This is a genomic window from Streptomyces sp. NPDC001502, from assembly GCF_042894785.1.
In the GTDB taxonomy this organism is placed as follows: domain Bacteria; phylum Actinomycetota; class Actinomycetes; order Streptomycetales; family Streptomycetaceae; genus Streptomyces; species Streptomyces kutzneri.
Map to the genome: position 1 here is coordinate 308,886 of NZ_JBIAVW010000006.1, position 18,524 is coordinate 327,409.

At 76.1% G+C, this 18,524-nt stretch carries 2 protein-coding genes; both read right to left on the bottom strand.

The window, feature by feature from the left end; all coding sequences use genetic code 11:
• Positions 1-87: 87 nt before the first annotated feature.
• Positions 88-10,599 carry an amino acid adenylation domain-containing protein gene (locus tag ACFY0D_RS13060; RefSeq protein WP_390798401.1) on the bottom strand — a complete coding sequence of 3,504 codons (10,512 nt, stop codon included), beginning with the start codon at positions 10,597-10,599 and terminating at the stop codon, positions 88-90.
• Complete coding sequence (locus tag ACFY0D_RS13065) at positions 10,596-18,443, bottom strand: amino acid adenylation domain-containing protein (protein ID WP_390798402.1); 7,848 nt, start codon at positions 18,441-18,443, stop codon at positions 10,596-10,598. The genes ACFY0D_RS13060 and ACFY0D_RS13065 overlap by 4 nt, the downstream gene beginning before the upstream one ends.
• Between the last annotated feature and the right edge of the window lie 81 nt (positions 18,444-18,524).

An 18,524-nucleotide genomic window follows, 5' to 3' on the forward strand; every position in this document is an offset into this window, starting at 1 on the left:
TGTTCTCCTCGATGGATCAGGGATGCGGAGGGGCCTGCGGGGTGGGGCGGTGCAGGAGGGCCAGGGGGCCAGGAGGGTGCAGGAGGGTCAGGAGGGCAGGGCCGCGGCCAGCAGCTCCGCCAGGGCGGCGCAGTGCGGCGGGTCCACCAGGTCGTGATGGTTGCCCGGGACCGCGGCCCGTACGACGGCGCCCGCGGTGCGCGGCTCCCAGGCCGCCGGGTCCACCAGCGGGGTCGCGAGCTCCGGATGGCGCTCGTCGACCGTGAACAGGTGCAGGCCGACCGCGAGTACGGCGTCGGTGCGGTAGGCCGCGGAGGCCACCCCGTTCGCCTCGGCGACCCGCAGCAGTCTGCGCAGGGCCTGAGTGGGGGACGTCCGGGGGAGGGTGCCCTCCTCGCGGCCCCGGCGCACCAGGACGTCGAGCAGTTCCTCCTCGTCCAGTTCGCGCACCGAGCCGGCGTCGATCCCTGCGGCGATGCCGTACCGCAGCAGGTCCGGATCGCCCGTCCCGCAGTCCGTACCGGAACGGCTGCCGGGAGCCGCGCCCGGCGCCGCCGCGTCGATCAGGCCGAGGAAGGCGACCTCCTCACCGGCGGCCTCCAGCCGGGCCGCCATCTCGTAGGCCACCGTCCCGCCGAACGACCAGCCGGCGAGCAGGTACGGGCCGTGCGGCTGCTCCTCGCGGAGCGCGGCCAGGTAGCGCTCGGCCATCTCGGGCACGCGCTCCAGCGGGGTCTCGCCGGTGTTGTAGCCCACCGACTCCAGGCCGAGGATCCGCCGGTCGCCCCCGGGACGGGCCGACAGGTCCCGCACCAGGTCCCGGTAGCAGACGACGTCGCCGCCCCGCGGGTGGACGAGGACCAGCGGCGGCCGCGACGGGTCCCCGTCGGCCAGCGGGACCAGCAGCCTGGCGGCGGCCGCCCCCGCGTCCGGCAGCGCCTCGCAGAGCAGCTCCACGGTGCGCCGGCGGAACACCAGGTTCAGCGGCAGTTCCACGCCGAACTCCCGGCGTACGGCGGCCATCAGGGCGAAGGCCTTGAGCGAGTGCCCGCCGAGTGCGAAGAAGTCGTCGCGCACCCCGATCGGGGCCGTCCCCAGGGTCTGCTCCCACAGACGCGCCATCCGCAGCTCGGTCGTGTCGCGCGGGGCGGTCCGCCCCGCGCCGTCGCCGCGCGCCGCGTCCGCCGAAGGGGCGGGCAGCGCCTTGCGGTCGAGCTTGCCGTTCGGGGTGAGCGGGAGCCGATCCAGCGCGGTGAGGACGGCCGGGACCATGTACTCGGGCAGGTCCCGGCGCAGGAAGTCGCCGAGCTCGCGCACGTCGCCCGCCTCGTCCCGCCAGGTCACGTAACCGGCCAGGACCGCGTCCACCCCCGTGCCGTGGACGGCCACGGCCGCCGCCAGCACCCGCGGGTGGCGGGCGAGCGCGGACTCGATCTCGCCGAGCTCCATGCGGTGGCCGCGCACCTTCACCTGGCCGTCGGCCCGGCCCCGGTACTCCAGCCCGCCGTCGGCGAGCCGCCGTACGAGGTCACCCGTCCGGTACAGCCGTTCGCCCGCCGCGTACGGATCGGGCACGAACCGGTCCGCGGTCAGCGCCGGCCGCCCGTGGTAGCCGCGGGCCACCCCGTCGCCGCCGATGTACAGCTCGCCGAACACGCCGACCGGCACCGGGCGCAGGCCCGCGTCCAGCACGTGCAGCCGGGTGTTGGCGAGCGCCGAGCCGATCGGCACCGGCCCGTCGCCCACCGGTCCGGACAGCCGGTGCGCGGTGGACCAGACGGTGGTCTCCGTCGGCCCGTACACGTTCCAGACGGTGCCCAGCGCCGTACGCATCCGCTCGGCCAGGGCCGGCGGCAGCGCCTCGCCGCCGCACAGCGCCCGTACGCGGGGCGCCTGCCAGCCGGACTCCATCAGCTGGTGCCAGGTGGCCGGGGTGGCCTGGACGACCGTGACCGGCGCCGAGTCCAGCTCCTTCGCGAGCAGGGTGCCGTCCCGTGCGGTCTCCCGGTCGACGACCCGTACGGTGGCCCCGCACACGAGCGGGACCAGCAGCTCCAGCACGGCGATGTCGAAGGAGGCCGTGGTGACGGCCGCGACCGTGTCACCGGCCGTCAGCTCCAGCCTGCGCACCATGTCCCGGGCGAAGTTGGCCAGCGCCCGGTGCGGGACGGTGACCCCCTTCGGGCGTCCCGTGGAGCCCGAGGTGTACAGGGCGTACGCCAGCTGTTCCGGTGCCGGCGGCACGGGTGCGAAGTCGGCCCGCGCGTCCCTGTCCCCGGCCAGGGCGTCGAGGTCCACCACGGCGACCCCGTCCGGTGCCTGCGCGGCGCCGGAGCGCCCCGACACCACCAGCACCCGGGCCCCGCTGTCCGCGAGCATGTAGCCGATCCGGTCGGCCGGATACCCGGGGTCGACGGGCACGTACAGGCCGCCGGAGCGCAGCACGCCCAGGAGCGCCGCGGGCAGCAGCGCGGAGCGCTCCGCGCACACGGCCACCGCCGTGTCCGGGCCCACGCCCAGCCGGGCGAGCTCCCGGGCCAGCCGGCCCGAGACCTCCCACAGCCCGGCGTACGTGAGGCTGTGCTCCCCGTCGTCCACGGCGACGGCCTCCGGCGTACAGGAGGCCTGCTCACCGACGAGCACCGGCAGCGGTCGCTCGGCGGCCGGCCCGGCGGACCCGGCGCCCGCGCGCAGGATCCGGCGCTCCTCGGCCGGGCCCATCAGGGGCAGCGCGCCCAGCGGGGTCGTGGGATCGGCCACCGCGGCCGTGAGCAGTTCGGCCAGCGCCGAGGTCATGCGCTCGACGCTCTCCCGGTCGAAGAGGTCGGTGGCGAACACGGCCTCGCCGCGCAGCGCGCCCTCCTCCTCGACGAAGTACAGCGACAGGTCGAACTTCGATGCCCCGCTGGCCAGCGAGAGCGGTTCGACGTCCAGCCCGGGCAGCGCGGGCGGCGCGGCGGCCTCCTCGTCGAGCACCAGCATCACCTGGAACAGCGGGTTGCGGCTCAGGTCGCGCTCCGGCCGCACCTCCTCCACCAGACGCTCGAACGGCACCTCCTGGTGGGCGTAGGCCCCCAGGGCCGTCTCCCGGGCCCGGTCCAGCAGTTCACCGAAGGCCGGGTCGCCGGACAGGTCGGTGCGCAGCACCAGACTGTTGACGAAGAAGCCGATGAGCGGCTCCAGTTCGGTGCGGTCGCGGCCCGCGATGGGGGAGCCCACCGCCACGTCCTCGCTGCCCGACCAGCGCGCCAGCAGGGCCTGGAAGCCCGCCAGCAGCACCATGAAAAGGGTGGCGTCGTGCCGGCGCCCCAGGTCGCGCAGCCCGCGCAGCAGCGGCCCGGGCAGCTCGAAGGAGAACTGCTCGCCGCGCCCGGACGGGGTGGCCGGCCGGGGCCGGTCGGTGGGCAGGTCCAGCGGGGCGAGCCCGGCCAGCCGCTCCCGCCAGTGGTCCAGGGTGCCCGCGAGCGCGTCACCGCTCAGCCGCTCGCGCTGCCAGGACGCGAACTCGCGGTAGGAGACCGCGAGTTCCGGCAGCGGCTCGGCCCCTTCGAGGGTGCGGGCCCGGTAGGCGGCGAAGAACTCCCGCCAGAACACCCCCACCGACCAGCCGTCGAAGGCGATGTGATGGGCGACGATCACCAGCAGGTGCTCCTGCGGGGCGATCCGCACCAGGCGGGCCCGCAGCGGGCCCGCCGCGGCCAGGTCGAAGGGCAGCGCGGCGTCGTGCGCCGCCAGCTCCCGCGCCCGCTCCCCGGCCGCCGCCGCACCCAGCTCCGACAGGTCGGTGAAGGCGGGGGTGAACACCGAGGCCGGACCGGGTACGACGCGGGCCCCGAAGGCCCCCTCGGCGCCGGCTTCCCCGGACTCCTCGATCCGCGAGCGCAGCACCTCGTGCCGGGCGACGACGTCCGTCAGGGCCGCCAGGGCCGCGTCGGTGTCGAGCTCCCCGGTCAGCCGTACGGCCCCGGGCATGTTGTAGTCGGGCCGGCCGGGCTGGAGCCGGTCCAGCAGCCACAGCCGCTGCTGCCCGAAGGACAGCGGGCCGGGCCCCTCGGGCAGCGCGGGGATCGCCGGTCCCGTCGCGCCCGCCGCACCCAGCGAGGCCAGCGCCCGGGCGAGGTCCTCGGCCACCGGGTGGCGGAAGAGCAGCTGCATCGGGATGTCCAGCTCCAGCAGGGCACGCAGCCGGGAGATGACCCGGGTGGCGCGCAGGGAGTGCCCGCCGCGCTCGAAGAAGTGGTCGCGGAGCCCGATCGGGCCCTCGCCGAGCACCTCCTCCCAGACCTCGGTGACCGTCCGCTCCAGCGGCGTGCGCGGGGCGACGTGCGCCCGGTGCCCGCCGCCCGAACCGGACTCCGGCGCGGGCAGCGCCCTGCGGTCGGTCTTCCCGTTCGGGGTCAGCGGCAGCGCGTCGAGCACCACCAGCGCGGACGGCACCATCGCGGCCGGCAGGGCCGCGCGTACGAAGTCCAGTACGGCGGCCGGATCGCCGCTCCCGTCCCGCCACACCACGTACGCGGCGAGCAGCCGGTCGGCGCCCTCGCCGTGCGCGGCGGCCACCGCCCGGGCCACGTCGGGGTGGCGCAGCAGCGCGGCCTCGACCTCGCCGAGTTCGATCCGGTGGCCCCGGACCTTGACCTGGTTGTCGCGCCGGCCGTGGAACTCCAGGACGCCGTCGGAGCGCAGCCGCGCCAGGTCACCGGTGCGGTACATGCGCGCGCCGGGCGGCCCGTACGGGTCCGGCGGATAGGCCTCGGCGGTGCGGGCCGGATCGCCGAGGTAGCCGCGGGCCACTCCGCGTCCGGCGATGAAGAGTTCGCCGATCGCGCCCCGGGGCAGCGGTTCGAGGTGCTCACCGAGCACGAGCACCCGGGCGCCGGGCAGCGGCCGCCCGATGGGGATGCGGCCCGCCTCGATGTCGGCGTCCGTCACCACGTGGTACGTGGTGGTGTTGGTGCACTCCGTCGGACCGTACTGGTTGACCAGCCGCAGCCGGCCGGGCAGGCCCAGGGTGTGCGCGGCGCGGGCCAGTCCGGCCGTCAGCGCCTCACCGGTGGTCATCACCAGCCGCAGCGCCGGGGCCGGCCCCTTGGCGGCGGAGGCGGAGGCGGCGGCGACCAGCGGCTCCAGCATCGACGGGACGATCGACAGCAGCGCCGTCACGTCCTCGGCGTGCAGCAGCCGGGCCAGCGCGTCCGGATCCCCGGCCTCGTCGTGCGAGGCCAGCACGATCCGCCCGCCGGTGGTCAGCGGGGCGAACAGGTCGCGTACCGACGGGTCGAAGGTCAGCGCCGTACGGGCGAGCACGGCGTCCTCGGGGCCGAGGCCGAAGGTGGCGGTCAGCGCCGCCAGATAGCCGGTGATCGCGGCGTGCGTGACGGCCACGCCCTTGGGGCGGCCGGTGGACCCGGAGGTGTACAGCAGGTAGGCGAGGTGCGCGGGGGAGGCGGGGGCGGACGGCTCCGTCGAGGGCAGCGCGTCGACCAGCTCCCGCTCGGCGTCCAGGTCCAGGACCGGCAGGTCGCCGGTCAGGTCCGCGGGCAGCCCGCCGGGCAGGCCCGCCGTCAGCACCAGGTGGGCGCCGCTGTCGGCGAGGACCGTGCGGACCCGCTCGGCCGGATGGCCCGCGTCGAGGGGCACGTAGGCGCCGCCGGCCTTCAGCACCGCGAGGACGCAGACCAGCATGCGCGGGTCGCGCCCGGCCAGTACGGCCACCCGGCTCTCGGGGCCGGTCCCGAGCCGGCGCAGGCGGTGGGCCAGCCGGTTGGCGGCCGCGTCGAGCTCCGCGTAGCCGATGGTGGTGCCCTCGCAGGTGACGGCCGGGGCGTCCGGCCGCAGCCGGGCCTGTTCCGCCACCAGGGAGTGCAGGGTCCGGGCCGCCGGCCGGTCCGCCCGCGGCCCGGACTCCTCCCCGAGCAGGGCGGCGTGCTCCTGCGGGGACAGCACGTCCAGCCGGGACAGCGGCGCGTCGGGGGTCTCGGCCGCACCGGCCAGCAGCCGCAGGTAGTGCGCGCCGAACCGCTCGACCGTGGCCCGGTCGAAGAGGTCCGTCGCGTACTGGACGGTGCCGGTCAGACCGCCGGAGTGCTCGGTCATCGCGAGGCTGAGGTCGAACTTGGCCGTCCCGTTGGACGTGTCCAGGCTCTCCACCTCCACACCGTCCAGCGGCAGCGCGTCGAGCTGCTCGGGGTGCAGCTGGAACAGCACGTCGAAGAGCGGGTTGCGGCTGAGGTCGCGCTCCGGCCGCAGCTCCTCCACCAGCCGGTCGAAGGGGACGTCCTGGTGCTCGTACGCGGCCAGCGCGGTCCGGCGCACCCTGCCCAGCAGTTCACCGAAGGCCGGGTCGCCCGACAGGTCGGTGCGCAGCACGAGGGTGTTCACGAAGAAGCCGACGAGCGGCTCCAGTTCGGTGCGGTCGCGGCCCGCGATGGGCGAGCCCACCGCGATGTCCGCCTGGCCCGTGTAGCGGGCCAGCAGCGCCTGGAAACCGGCCAGCAGCACCATGAACAGGGTCGCCCCGCGCTCGCGGGCCAGAGCGCCGAGCCGCTCGGCGAGTTCGGCCGGGACCTCGAAGACGAAGGCGTCGCCCGCGCCCGAACGCACCTGCGGCCGCGGCCGGTCGGTCGGCAGCTCCAGAGCCGGGAGGCCGCCCAGGGCCGCCCGCCAGTGGGCGATGCCCGCGTCGGCCTCGCCGTCCGCCAGCCGGCGCTGCTGCCAGTACGCGAAGTCCCCGTACTGGACGGGCAGTTCCGGAAGTTCGGGACGCTCGCCGCGGCGCAGGGCCGCGTAGGCTCCGGACAGCTCCCGCCACAGCACCGGCATCGACCAGCCGTCGCCGACGGTGTGGTGCAGGACCAGGACGAGGAGGTGCTCGTCGCCCGCGACCCGCACCACACGGGCCCGCAGCAGGGGAGCCGAGCCCAGGTCGAAGGGAGCGGCGGCGTCCGCGTGGGCCAGGCCGAGCGCCCGCGAGCGGGCCTCCTCGCGGGGGAGGTCCCCCAGGTCGGTCCGGACGGGGACGAAGACCTCCGGCGCCTCCACGGTCTGTACGGGGCCGCGCGGGCCCTCGGTGATCCGCGAGCGCAGCACCTCGTGCCGGGTCACCACCGCGCACAGCGCGGCGGCCAGCGCGTCGGCGTCCAGCGGGCCGCGCAGCCGGGCCGCGACGGGGATGTTGTAGTCGGGACGGCCGGGCTGGAGCTGGTCCAGGAACCACAGCCGCTGCTGCGCGAACGACAGCGGCGCGGGCTCTCCGGCCGGCCGGGCGCCGATCGCGGTGACGGCGGCCCGGGCCGTACCGGGGCCGTCGCCGCGCAGGGCGTCCAGCGCCGACGCGAACCCCTCCAGCGTCGGGTGCTCGAACAGCAGCCGCAGCGGCACGCCGGTGCCCAGACGGGCGCCGAGCCGCGACACGGCGCGGGTGGCCCGCAGGGAGTGGCCGCCGAGCGCGAAGAAGTCGTCGTGGCGGCCGATCCGCCCGGTGCCCAGCACCTCGCCCCATACGGTCGCGGCGAGTTCCTCGGTCCGCGTGGCCGGTGCGGCGAACTCGGCCCGGCGCACGCCCTCTTCGGGCGGGGCGGGCAGCGCACGCCGGTCCAGCTTGCCGTTCGGGGTCACCGGCAGGGCCGCGAGCGGCACGATCGCCGAGGGCAGCATGTACGCGGGCAGCCGCGCGGCGAGGGCCCGGTGCAGCTCGGCCGGTTCGGCCGCCTGCCCGTCCGAGGGCACCACGTAGGCGACGAGGCGCTGCTCGCCGGGGGCGTCCTCGCGGACCACCACCGCGGCGTGCCCGATCTGCGGGCAGCGGGCCAGCTCGGCCTCGATCTCGCCCGGCTCGATCCGGTGGCCGCGGATCTTGACCTGCTGGTCGGCGCGGCCCAGGTAGTCGACGGTGCCGTCGGGGCGCCGCCGGGCCAGGTCGCCCGTCCGGTACATCCGGGCGCCCGGGGCGCCGTACGGGTCCGGGGTGAACTGCCGCGCGGTCAGGCCGGGCCGGCCCAGGTAGCCGCGGGCCACGCCGGTGCCGCCGATGCACAGCTCGCCCACCGCGCCCTGCGGCACCGGGCGGCCGCGCTCGTCCAGGACGTACAGGCGGGTGTCGTCCAGGGCGGTGCCGATGGGGATCCGGCCGTCCACGACGGCGCCGTCGCGGGGGTCCAGCCGGTGGCCCGTGGCGAAGGTGGTCGTCTCGGTGGGCCCGTAGACGTTGACCAGCGCGGTGTCCGGCGCCTGCTCCAGGGCCCGGGCGAAGGAGTGCGGGGAGGCGGCCTCGCCGCCCGTCCACACCTCCCGCACCCGCGCCAGGAGTTCCACGCACTCCTCGACCACCAGGTTGAACAGGGCGGCCGTCAGGAACAGCGAGGTGATCCGGTGCTCCTCCACCAGAGCGGCCAGGGCCGCGGTGTCCACCCGGCCGGGCGGCGCCATGGCCACCTGTCCGCCGGACAGCAGCGGCACCCACAGTTCGTACGTCGAGGCGTCGAACGACAGCGGGGAGTGGGCCAGCACCCGCCGGTGCGCGGCGCCGAAGGCGGTGTCGCGGGCGAGCGCCGCGACGTTGGCGTGCGTGACGCCGATGCCCTTCGGCTCTCCCGTGGAACCGGAGGTGTACATCACGTACGCCAGCTGGTCCGGCGCGCAGGGCGGGTACGGGACCGGGCCGGCCGGGACCCCGTCCGCCGGGACCGTCACGTCGAGCACCGGCACGGGCGAGGTGCGGACCGCCTCGTGGCCCGACGTGGCCGGATCGGCGAGCAGCAGGCGGGCGCCGGTCCGCTCCAGCATCCAGTGCAGCCGGGCGACGGGGAACCCCTCGCCGAGCGGGACGTAGACCCCGCCGGCCTTCAGGACGGCCAGGATCGCCACCGGGAGGTGGACCGAGCGCTCCATGAGCAGGGCCACCGGGGTCTCGCGCCCCACCCCGGCCGCGGTCAGCCGGGCCGCCAGCAGGTCGGAGCGGGAGTCGAGTGCGGCGAAGGTGAGGCGGTCCGTGCCGCAGACCACGGCCTCGGCGCCGGGGGTGCGCCGGACCTGCTCGGCGAACAGCTCCACCAGGGTGGCCGGGGCGAGGTCCGGGCGGACCGCGCCGTGGCCCTCGGCCGCGAGCCGGGCCGCGGTCGGGGCGGAGGGCAGCAGCTCGGCCACGGGACGGTCGGGCTCCTCGGCGGCGGAGGCCAGCAGCTCCAGGTAGTGGCCGAGGACGAGTCCGGCCGTGGCCCGGTCGAACAGGTCGGTGTCGAAGACGAGCGAGCCGGAGCAGGTCTCGGCCCCCTCGGAGACGAAGACGCTCAGGTCGAAGAGGGAGCCGCCGAAGTCGGTCCGCACGGCCTGCGCGTCCAGGCCCGGCAGCCGCAGCCCGGCCGTCTCGTCCGGGGCCGACGCGAACATCACCTGGACGAGCGGGTTGCGGTCGCCGACCCGCTCGGGGCTCAGGTGCTCCACCAGCCGGTCGAAGGGCACCTCCTGGTGGTCGTACGCGTCCACCGTCGACCGGCGGACCCGGCCGAGCAGCTCGCGGAACCCGGCGTCGCCCGACAGGTCGGAGCGCAGCACCACGGTGTTGACGAAGAACCCGACGAGGGGCTCCAGTTCCACCCGGTCGCGGCCGGCCACCGGAGTGCCGACGGCGATGTCGGTGCGGCCGGCGTAGCGGGCCAGGGCCGCCTGGAAGCCGGCCAGCAGGGTCATGAACAGGGTGGCGCCGGCGCTCTCGGCGATGCCGCGCAGCCGTGCGGTGAGGCGGGCGTCGAGGGTGAAGTCCAGGCTCGCGCCGTCGCCGCTGCGGCGCGTGGGCCGGGGCCGGTCCGCGGGCAGTTCGAGGGGTTCCAGCCCCGCGAGGCACTCCTCCCACCAGCGCAGCTGGCCGTTCATCGCGCCGCTCACGAACCGGTCGCGCTGGGTGCGGGCGTACGCCTGGTAGTCGAGGGGGAGCGGCGCCTGCGGGAGGGGCCGGTCCGCGAGCAGGGCCGCGTAGCCCTCGGAGAATTCCTGCCAGAGCAGGCCCATGGACCAGCCGTCGGTGGCGATGTGGTGGACCACCAGCACCAGCAGGTGGTCCTCGGCGCCTAGCCGGATCAGCAGGGCGCGCAGCAGCGGGCCCGCCGCGAGGTCGAAGGGTCTGCGGACCTCCTCCCGGGCCAGGGCGTGGGCCCGTTCCTCCAGCTCGGCGAGGGGGGCGCTGCCCAGGTCCAGCAGCGGCAGCGGGACGGCCGCCGGCGCGGGCAGGACCACCGGGTGCGGGGCGCCGTCACGCTCCTCGAAGACGGTGCGCAGCGGCGCGTGGCGGCCCACGACGGCCGTCAGGCTGCGGCGCAGCAGGTCGGGGCGGACGGGGCCGCGCAGCCGCACGACCTCGGGGATCGCATAGCCGGGGGTGCCGTCCGTCATCCGGTCCACCAGCCACATCCGCTCCTGGGCGAACGAGGCGACGGGCTCGGCGGCGGGGCCGTCGGCGGCCGGGGCCGGGACCGGGGCCGCCGCGGTGGCCGGACCGGCCGCCGAGTCGTCCAGCGCGGCGCGCACCCGGCGGCGCAGCAGTTCCCGGGCGGCGGCCAGCCGGCTGTCCACGCCGGCGGCCGGCAGGCTCTCCTGGGTGGTCACGAGGTCTCTCCCTGAAGTACGAGTGAAGGAACGGCGTCGGCGGTGGCGGCGAACGAGGCCGGTTCGGCCTCCAGTTCGGCCAGCAGCACCGTCTCGACGGCGGTGGCGAGGGCGGCGACGGTCCGCTGTTCGAAGAGGGTGTGCAGGGGCAGGTCCAGGCCGAGGGACTGGCGCAGCCGGGCCGCCACCCGGGTGGCGCTCAGCGAGTGCCCCCCGAGGGCGAAGAAGTCGTCGTGGCGGCCGATCCGCGGCGCGTCCAGTACGGAGGCCCACACCAGGGCGACCAGTTCCTCGGTCTCCCCGGCGGGCGGCTCGTACCCGGTGGCGGCGGCTGCCGCGGCGGGCGCCGGGAGGGCTCTGCGGTCGAGCTTGCCGTTCGCCGTGACGGGCAGCCCGTCCACGACCACGAGCACCGGAACCATGTACTCCGGGAGGGAGCGGGCCAGTTCGGCGCGCATCGCCTCGGGGTCCGGGTCCGGGTCGGGGCCGGGGCCGGGGGCCGGGTTCGTCCCGGCCTCCGGGACGACGTACCCGACGAGCCTGCGCTCGCCCGGCACGTCCTCGCGGACCACGACCGCGGCCCGCCCGACACCGGGGAGGCGGCCCAGCGCCGTCTCGATCTCACCGAGTTCGATCCGGAAGCCGTGGATCTTCACCTGGTCGTCCGTGCGGCCCAGGTACTCCACCGAGCCGTCGGCCCGGTGGCGGGCCAGGTCGCCGGTGCGGTACATGCGCGAGCCCGGCGGGCCGAACGGGTCCAGCGGGAAGCGCTCCGCGGTCAGCGCCGGGCGGCGCAGGTACCCGCGGGCGAGGCCCGCGCCCGCCAGGAGCAGCTCGCCCGCGACGCCCACCGGGACGGGCCGCCCCCGCGGGTCGAGCACGTACAGCGAGGTGTTCCAGATGGGCCGACCGATCGGCACGGGCCCGGTCTCCTCGCGGAGGCAGTCCCAGTGCGTGACGTCGACGGCCGCCTCCGTGGGCCCGTACAGGTTGTGCAGGGGCACGTCGAGCACGTCGAGGAAGCGGTTCTTCAGCTCCTCCGGCAGGGCCTCGCCACTGCACACGACCCGGCGCAGCGACCGGCAGCGGCCCGCCCGCGGATCCTCCACGAACGCGGCCAGCATGGACGGGACGAAGTGGACGGTGGTGACCGCCTCCTCCTGGATCACCCGGGTGAGGTAGGCGGGGTCCTTGTGCCCGCCGGGCTCGGCGACCACCAGGGCCGCGCCCGTCAGCAGCGGCCAGAAGAACTCCCACACCGAGACGTCGAAGCCGAACGGGGTCTTCTGGAGCACCCGGTCGTCCGCGCCCAGCCGGTAGCGGTCCTGCATCCACAGCAGCCGGTTGACGATGGCCGAGTGCTCCACGACGACGGCCTTGGGCCGCCCCGTCGACCCGGACGTGTAGATCACGTACGCGGGGTGCGAGGGCAGCGGGGCCGGCCCCGCCGCACCGGCGGTCCCGTCGTGGACGGCCCCCGGATCCAGCCGGGGCAGGTCCGCCGCGGCAGGCAGCGCCGCCGCCACCGCGTCGTCCGCGAGCAGCAGGACGGGCTCGGCGTCGGACAGCAGGTACGCGATCCGGTCCGCCGGCAGCGAGGGGTCCACCGGAAGGTAGGCGGCCCCCGACTTCAGCACGGCCAGCAGCGAGACCACCATCTCGGTGGAGCGCTGCAGGGCGACCGCGACGATCCGCTCCGGACCGGCGCCCCGGGCGCACAGCCGGCGGGCCAGCCGCTCGGCACGGGCGTCGAGTTCGGCGTACGACAGGCGCTCGCCCCGGAAGACCGTCGCCGTGGCGCCGGGCGTCCGGGCCACCTGCCGCGCGAACAGCTCCACCAGCGTGGTGTCGGGGACCGGCACGGCGGTGGCGTTCCACTCCCGGATCAGCCGGTGCTGCTCCTCCGAGAGCAGGTCCACCTCCCCGACCGGGGTGGACGGGGCGTCGGCGACGGCCGTCAGCAGCCGCTCCAGCGCCTCCCCCAGGCTGCGCGCCGTCCGCGCGTCGAGGACGTCCGTGCGGTGGTCGAGGTGCAGCCGCAGCCGCTCCCCGGGCAGCACGATGAGGTTGACGGTGTAGTGGGTGGCGTCCGAGCCCTCCACCCCGGTCAGCCGCGGCCCGCCGGCCAGGTCCCGCATCGACTCCAGGTCGAGCGGATAGTTCTCGACGACGACCGTGGTGTCGAAGAGGGCGCCCAGCCCCGCCGCCCGCTGGATGCCGGCGAGCCCGACGTGCTGGTGGTCCATCAGCTCCGCCTGCTCATCCTGGAACCGGGCCAGCGCGGCCAGCAGCGGCTCGCCCTCCCGGATCCGGAACCGCACGGGCAGGGTGTTGATCAGCAGGCCGACCATGTCCTCGATGCCCGCGACGTCCGCGGTCCGCCCGGAGACGGTCCCGCCGAACACCACGTCGTCGCGCCCGGTCACCCGGCCCAGCAGCACCGCCCAGAGGCCCTGGACGACGCTGTTGAGGGTGACGCCCGCGGTACGGGCCCGCGCGGTGAGCCGTGCCGTCAGCTCCGCCGGCAGCTCCACCGAGACCCGCTCGGGCAGCGCGTCGATCCGGTTCGGGTCGGCCGCGCCCAGCAGGGTCGGCTCCTCCAGCCCGGCCAGCGCACCGCTCCACGCCGCCTCCGCGGCGCCGTCGTCCTGGCGGGCCAGCCAGTCCAGGTGCGAGCGGTACGGGACCCCTTCCGCGACGGGACCGGTGTCCCCGGGCCCGTGGGACCCGGCGTGTTCGGCGTACCCGGTGAGCAGGTCGCGCAGCAGCACCGCCGAGGACCAGCCGTCCCAGACGATGTGGTGGTTCGTCATGACCAGCCGGTGCTCGCCCGCGCCGAACCGGACCAGCGTGAAGCGCACCAGCGGCGGCCGGCCCAGGTCGAAGCGGCGGGCCCGGTCGGCCGCCAGCAGCCGCTCCCACTCCCGCTGCCGGTCAGCGGACCCGAGTCCGCCGAGGTCCACGGCCTCCCACGGCGCTCCGGCGGACTCGACGACGATCTGCACCGGCCGGTCCAGACCCTGGTCGGTGAAGGCGGAGCGCAGCGCGGTGTGGCGGCGCAGCAGCCGGTCACAGGCCGTCCGCAGGGTGCCCGCGTCCAGGGGGCCGTCCAGGGTGACGACGATCTGGCCGGTGTAGGCGTCCATCGCGCCCGTGTCGAAGGCCGAGTGGAAGAACAGGCCTTCCTGGAGCGGCGAGAGCGGCAGCACGTCGGCGAGGCCCGCGTAGCGCGCGGCCAGCGCGTCCGTCTCCGGCTGCGTCAGCCGGACCAGCGGCAGGTCGCGGGGGGTGAGGCGGCGCGGTCGCGGGGCGCCCGTCCAGCCGGCCAGCAGGCGCAGGGCCTCGCCCCAGGCCGCCACCAGGGCGTCCGCCTCGGCGTCGGTCAGCAGGGCCCGCGGATGGGTGACGGCCGCGGTGAAGGAGGGGCCGTCGGCGCCGTCCACGGCCAGGGCGTCGATCTGCAGGGCGTGTTCGACGGGCATCGCCGGATCCACGTCGGCCCGCAGTCCGCCCGCCTCGGGGGCAGGGCTCCAGGGCGCCTCGTCCCCGCCGGAGAACCGGCCCAGGTAGTTGAACAGGACCCGGGGTCGCGGGAGTCCGGACAGCTGCGCGGCGCTCTGCGGATCGAGCCGGCTCAGCAGACCGAAGCCCGTGCCGTGATCCGGTACGGAGGCGACCGCCGTGTGGATCCGCGCGACCAGCTCGGCGAGCGCGTCGCCGCCCCGGGCCGCCGCGTCCAGGTCGAGGCCGTCCAGGTCGAACCGGACCGGGTACTGGGTGGTGAACCACCCGACCGTGCGCGCCAGGTCGTGGCGGCCGGTGCGGTCGACACGGCCGTGGCCCTCCAGGTCGACCAGCAACGGGCCCGGAGCGGTACCGGGGGAGCGCAGGCGGTGGGCCGCGAGGACCAGCCCCGCGAGCAGCACCTCGGCCGGACCGGTGCGCAGCGCCCCGGGCACCTTGGCCAGCAGCGGGCCGGCGACCTCGGCGGGCAGAGCGAGCTCCAGCGTGCGGGTGGTGCCCGCGGTGTCCCGCACCGGGTCGGGGACCCGGTGCCACGGCTCCCGCGGGTCCGGGCCGGCCCCGGAAGTCTCCAGTGCCGAGCGCCAGAAGGGGAGCTCGGCGAGGACCTCCGGGGAACGCGCCAGGAGTTCGAGGTGATGGGCCCACGCACGGAACGACACCTCCCCGTCCGCGGCCGGAAGCGGACGCCCGGCGACGGCGGCTTCCCAGGCCGCGGCCAGGTCCGCCGTCAGGATCCGCCAGGACACCCCGTCCACGGCCAGGTGGTGCACGCACAGCAGCAGCCGGTCCGGTGACGCCCCGCCGGCGTCGAAGCGGACCGCCCGCAGCATCACCGAGGACTCCGGGTCCAGCTGCCCGGCCGCCTCCCGCGCCGCCTCCGCCACGATCGCGGCACGGGCGGACGCGTCCGACCCCGCCACCGTGACGGTGCGGTACAGCCGGGACACGTCGACCGAACCGGGCTCGCCGACCGTGCACAGCGGGCCCTCCGGTCCGGCGGCCACGCCGAGGCGCAGCGCCCCGTGCCGGTCCACCACCGACTGCAGGACCCGTACGAGCGTGGCGTCGTCCGCGCCCCCGGGCAGGGCCAGCACCATGGACTGGCTGAAGCGCCCGACCGGACCCGGACCGTCGAGGAGCCAGCGCATGACCGGGGTCGCGGGCAGCGGACCGTGCTCCGGGACGGCCGGACCGGCGGCCGGGGAGGCTCCGTGGCCCGGGTCGCCGACGGCCGCGGCGAGAGCGGCCGCCGTCTTGTGCGCGAACACCTCGCGCAGGGTGAACGAGAAGCCCCGCGCCCGCGCCCGGCTGGTCAGGCCGAGGGCGGTGATGCTGTCGCCGCCGAGCTCGAAGAAGTTGTCGTCGGGGGTGGCGGTGGTGCCGAGCGCCTCGGAGAACAGCGCCGCGAGGGTGAGCTCGGTGGCGCCGTACGCGCGCTCGGGGCGATCCGGACGGTCCGCGGCCTCGGGTACGCGAAGCCGCGCGCGGTCCACCTTGCCACCCGGGGTGAGCGGCAGCCGGTCCACCGCCACGAAGATACGGGGCACCATGTAGCCCGGCAGGACCCGGCCCAACTCCGCCGCCAGCGGCTCCGGTTCGGGCGCCGGGCCGCCGTCGGCCGGCGGCGCCACGAAGGCGACGAGCCGCCGGGCTCCGCCCGCGGGGGCGTGCACCACGACCGCGGCCTGCCCCACCGAGGGCTGCCGGCCGAGCACCGCCTCGATCTCGCCCAGTTCGATCCGGTGTCCGTTGATCTTGACCTGCCGGTCCACCCGCCCGAGGAACTCCAGTTCGCCCCGTGCCGACCAGCGCACGAGGTCGCCCGTCCGGTACATCCGCGCACCGGGAACACCGGAGAAGGGGTCGGGCACGAAGCGGTCGGCCGTCATGGCGGCGCGCCCCGCGTACCCCTGGGCCAGACCGGCACCGGCCACGCACAGCTCGCCGGTCGCTCCCGGCGGCAGCAGCCGCAGCGCCCGGTCGACCACGTACGCGCGGTGGTTGGCCATCGGACGGCCGATCGGCGGGATCCGGCCGTGCGAGGGCGGAACCACCCGGTGCATGGTCACGGACACGGCGGCCTCGGTGGGGCCGTACGCGTTCCAGACCTCGCGGCCGTCCGCCGCCCAGCGGTCGACGGCGTCACCCGACGGGGCCTCGCCGCCCGTGGACAGGAACCGCAGCGCGGGCAGTGCGGCCGGGTCCAGCAGTGGCAGGAGCGCCGGCGGCAGGTCGGCGACGGTCACCGCGTGCTCGGCGAGCAGGGCCTGGAGGCGGTCGACGTCGACCCGTTCGGTGTCGGTGGCGAGGACCAGGGTGGAACCGCTCAGCAGCGCGCCGAACACGTCCAGGACCGACACGTCGAAGGACAGCGAGGCGAAGCCGAGGAACCGCTCCGTGCGCCCGGATCCGTGGCGTTCGCCCGCGCCGCACAGGGCGAGGTGGCCGCGGACGAAGTCGACCGCCGCCGCGTGCGGGACGACGACGCCCTTCGGCTCGCCCGTACTGCCGGAGGTGTACAGCAGGTACGCGGCGGACGCCGCCGGCACCGCTGCGCCCGCCCGGTCGCCGCGGATCCCGTCGGTCACGGCTCCCGCGTCGACCACGGACGGGAGGCCGTGCGGAAGCCGGCCCTGCCCGCCCGGCCCGGCGACGATCGTGCGCAGCCCGGCGTCGCGCACGATGTAGGCGATGCGCTCCGGCGGCAGGCCGGGGTCGAGCGGTACGTAGCAGCCGCCCGCCTTCAGGACGCCGAGCAGGGCCGCGACCATCGAGGGCGAGCGCTCCACGCACACGCCGACCGGCGTGCCCGGTTCCACGTCCGGCCGCAGCCGGTCCGCGATGTCCTGGGCCCAGGCGTCGAGTTCCCGGTAGGTGACCTCCTGGCCGTCGCAGATCACGGCGACCTGCTCGGGCGTGCGCGCCGCCTCCTGCTCGAAGAGCGTGTGCAGCGGCCCGTCGCCGGGCGCCGGGCCGGCGCCGCCCTCGGCGAAGGCGGCGAGGCGCTCCTCGTCCCCGGCGGTCAGGAAGGGCAGCGAGCCGACCGGGGTCTCGTCGTCGGCCGTGGCGAGCGCGACCAGGAAGCGGGTGAACCGCACGCGCAGGGCGTCGAGTTCGTCCGCGCCGATGTCGGCGGCATCGCCCTCGGCCTGCACGGTCAGCGGGCTGTCGCCGCCGCGGTCGTAGACGTTGAGGGAGACGTGTTCCACCGGGCCGACCGAGAGGTTGTGCGCGGAGGCGGGAGCACCGGCGAACGACAGCTCGTAGTCGAAGGACATGAGGTTGACGGCGGCGTCCCACAGCCGGGGCCCGGTTCCGGTGAGCTCTTCGATCCGGTGACGCTGGTGGCGCAGGGCCTCCTTGATGCCGGCAGAGGTGCTGAGCAGCAGTTCGCCGACCGTGGTGTCGCCGGTCACCGCCAGTCGCAGCGGCAGGACCTTGGAGAACATGCCGGGTGTCCGGCGGGCGTCCGGGGTGGTGCGACCGGTGACCGGCAGGCCCAGGACCACGTCCTCGGTGGCGCCCGCGCGGTGCAGGTGGGCGGCGGCCGCGGCCATCACCAGCGCCGACCAGCGCGTGCCGTGCCGGCGCGCGGCGTCGCGCAGGGTAGCGGCATCGGCGGGGTCGAGCTCGCCGCTCACCCGCACCGCCGTACCCGACGCGGGCGCCGGGACGCTGCCGGTGAAGGACACGGGCTCGGGGGCGCCCTCCAGCCGCGCACGCCAGAACTCCCGGTCGGCCGCGAACCGTTCGGAGCGGGCGTACTCCTCCTCCCCGGCCACGATCCGCTCCCACGGCGTGCTCTCGGGGGCCGGGACGGGCTCGCCCGCGACCAGCGCCGAGTACACCTCCGCGGTCCGCCGCGCGAGGATCGAGCCGGTGACCCCGTCCGCGACGAGGTGGTGGTAGCCCTGCATCCAGCGGTACGTCGCCGGACCGGTCCGCACCAGGAGGTGCCGGCTCACGTCACCGGTCGTCAGGTCCGTGGGCCGGGCCAGCTCGGCGCGCATCAGCCGGTCGGACTCGGCGTCCGGGTCCGGGTGGTCGCTGACGTCGACCGTCTCCATCCGCAACGGCGGCGGACCGGCGGGTATCTGGCACACCACTGCGTCCACCTCGGCGAAGCGGACGCACAGCGTCTCGGTTTCGGCCACCGTCGTGCGCACCGCCTCGGCGAGCAGCTCCGGATCCACCGCCCCGCGGATCTCCAGGTACTCGGCGATGGTGTAGTCGAGGCGGGTGGGGTCGAGCTGCTGTGCGAACCAGACGCCGTTCTGCGGCGGGGTCAGGGGCAGCGGCCCGCGGTCGTGAGTGGCCATGCGGTGGTCAGTCTCCTCAGTCGGATCGGTCGATCAACGACGACGTGAGGCCACTGTCCGCGACGGCCGGACAGTCCCGAA

Excerpts from the sequence above, each read along its gene's own strand:
- ACFY0D_RS13065 (WP_390798402.1), bottom strand. The coding sequence starts at position 18,443 with ATGGCCACTCACGACCGCGGGCCGCTGCCCCTGACCCCGCCGCAGAAC.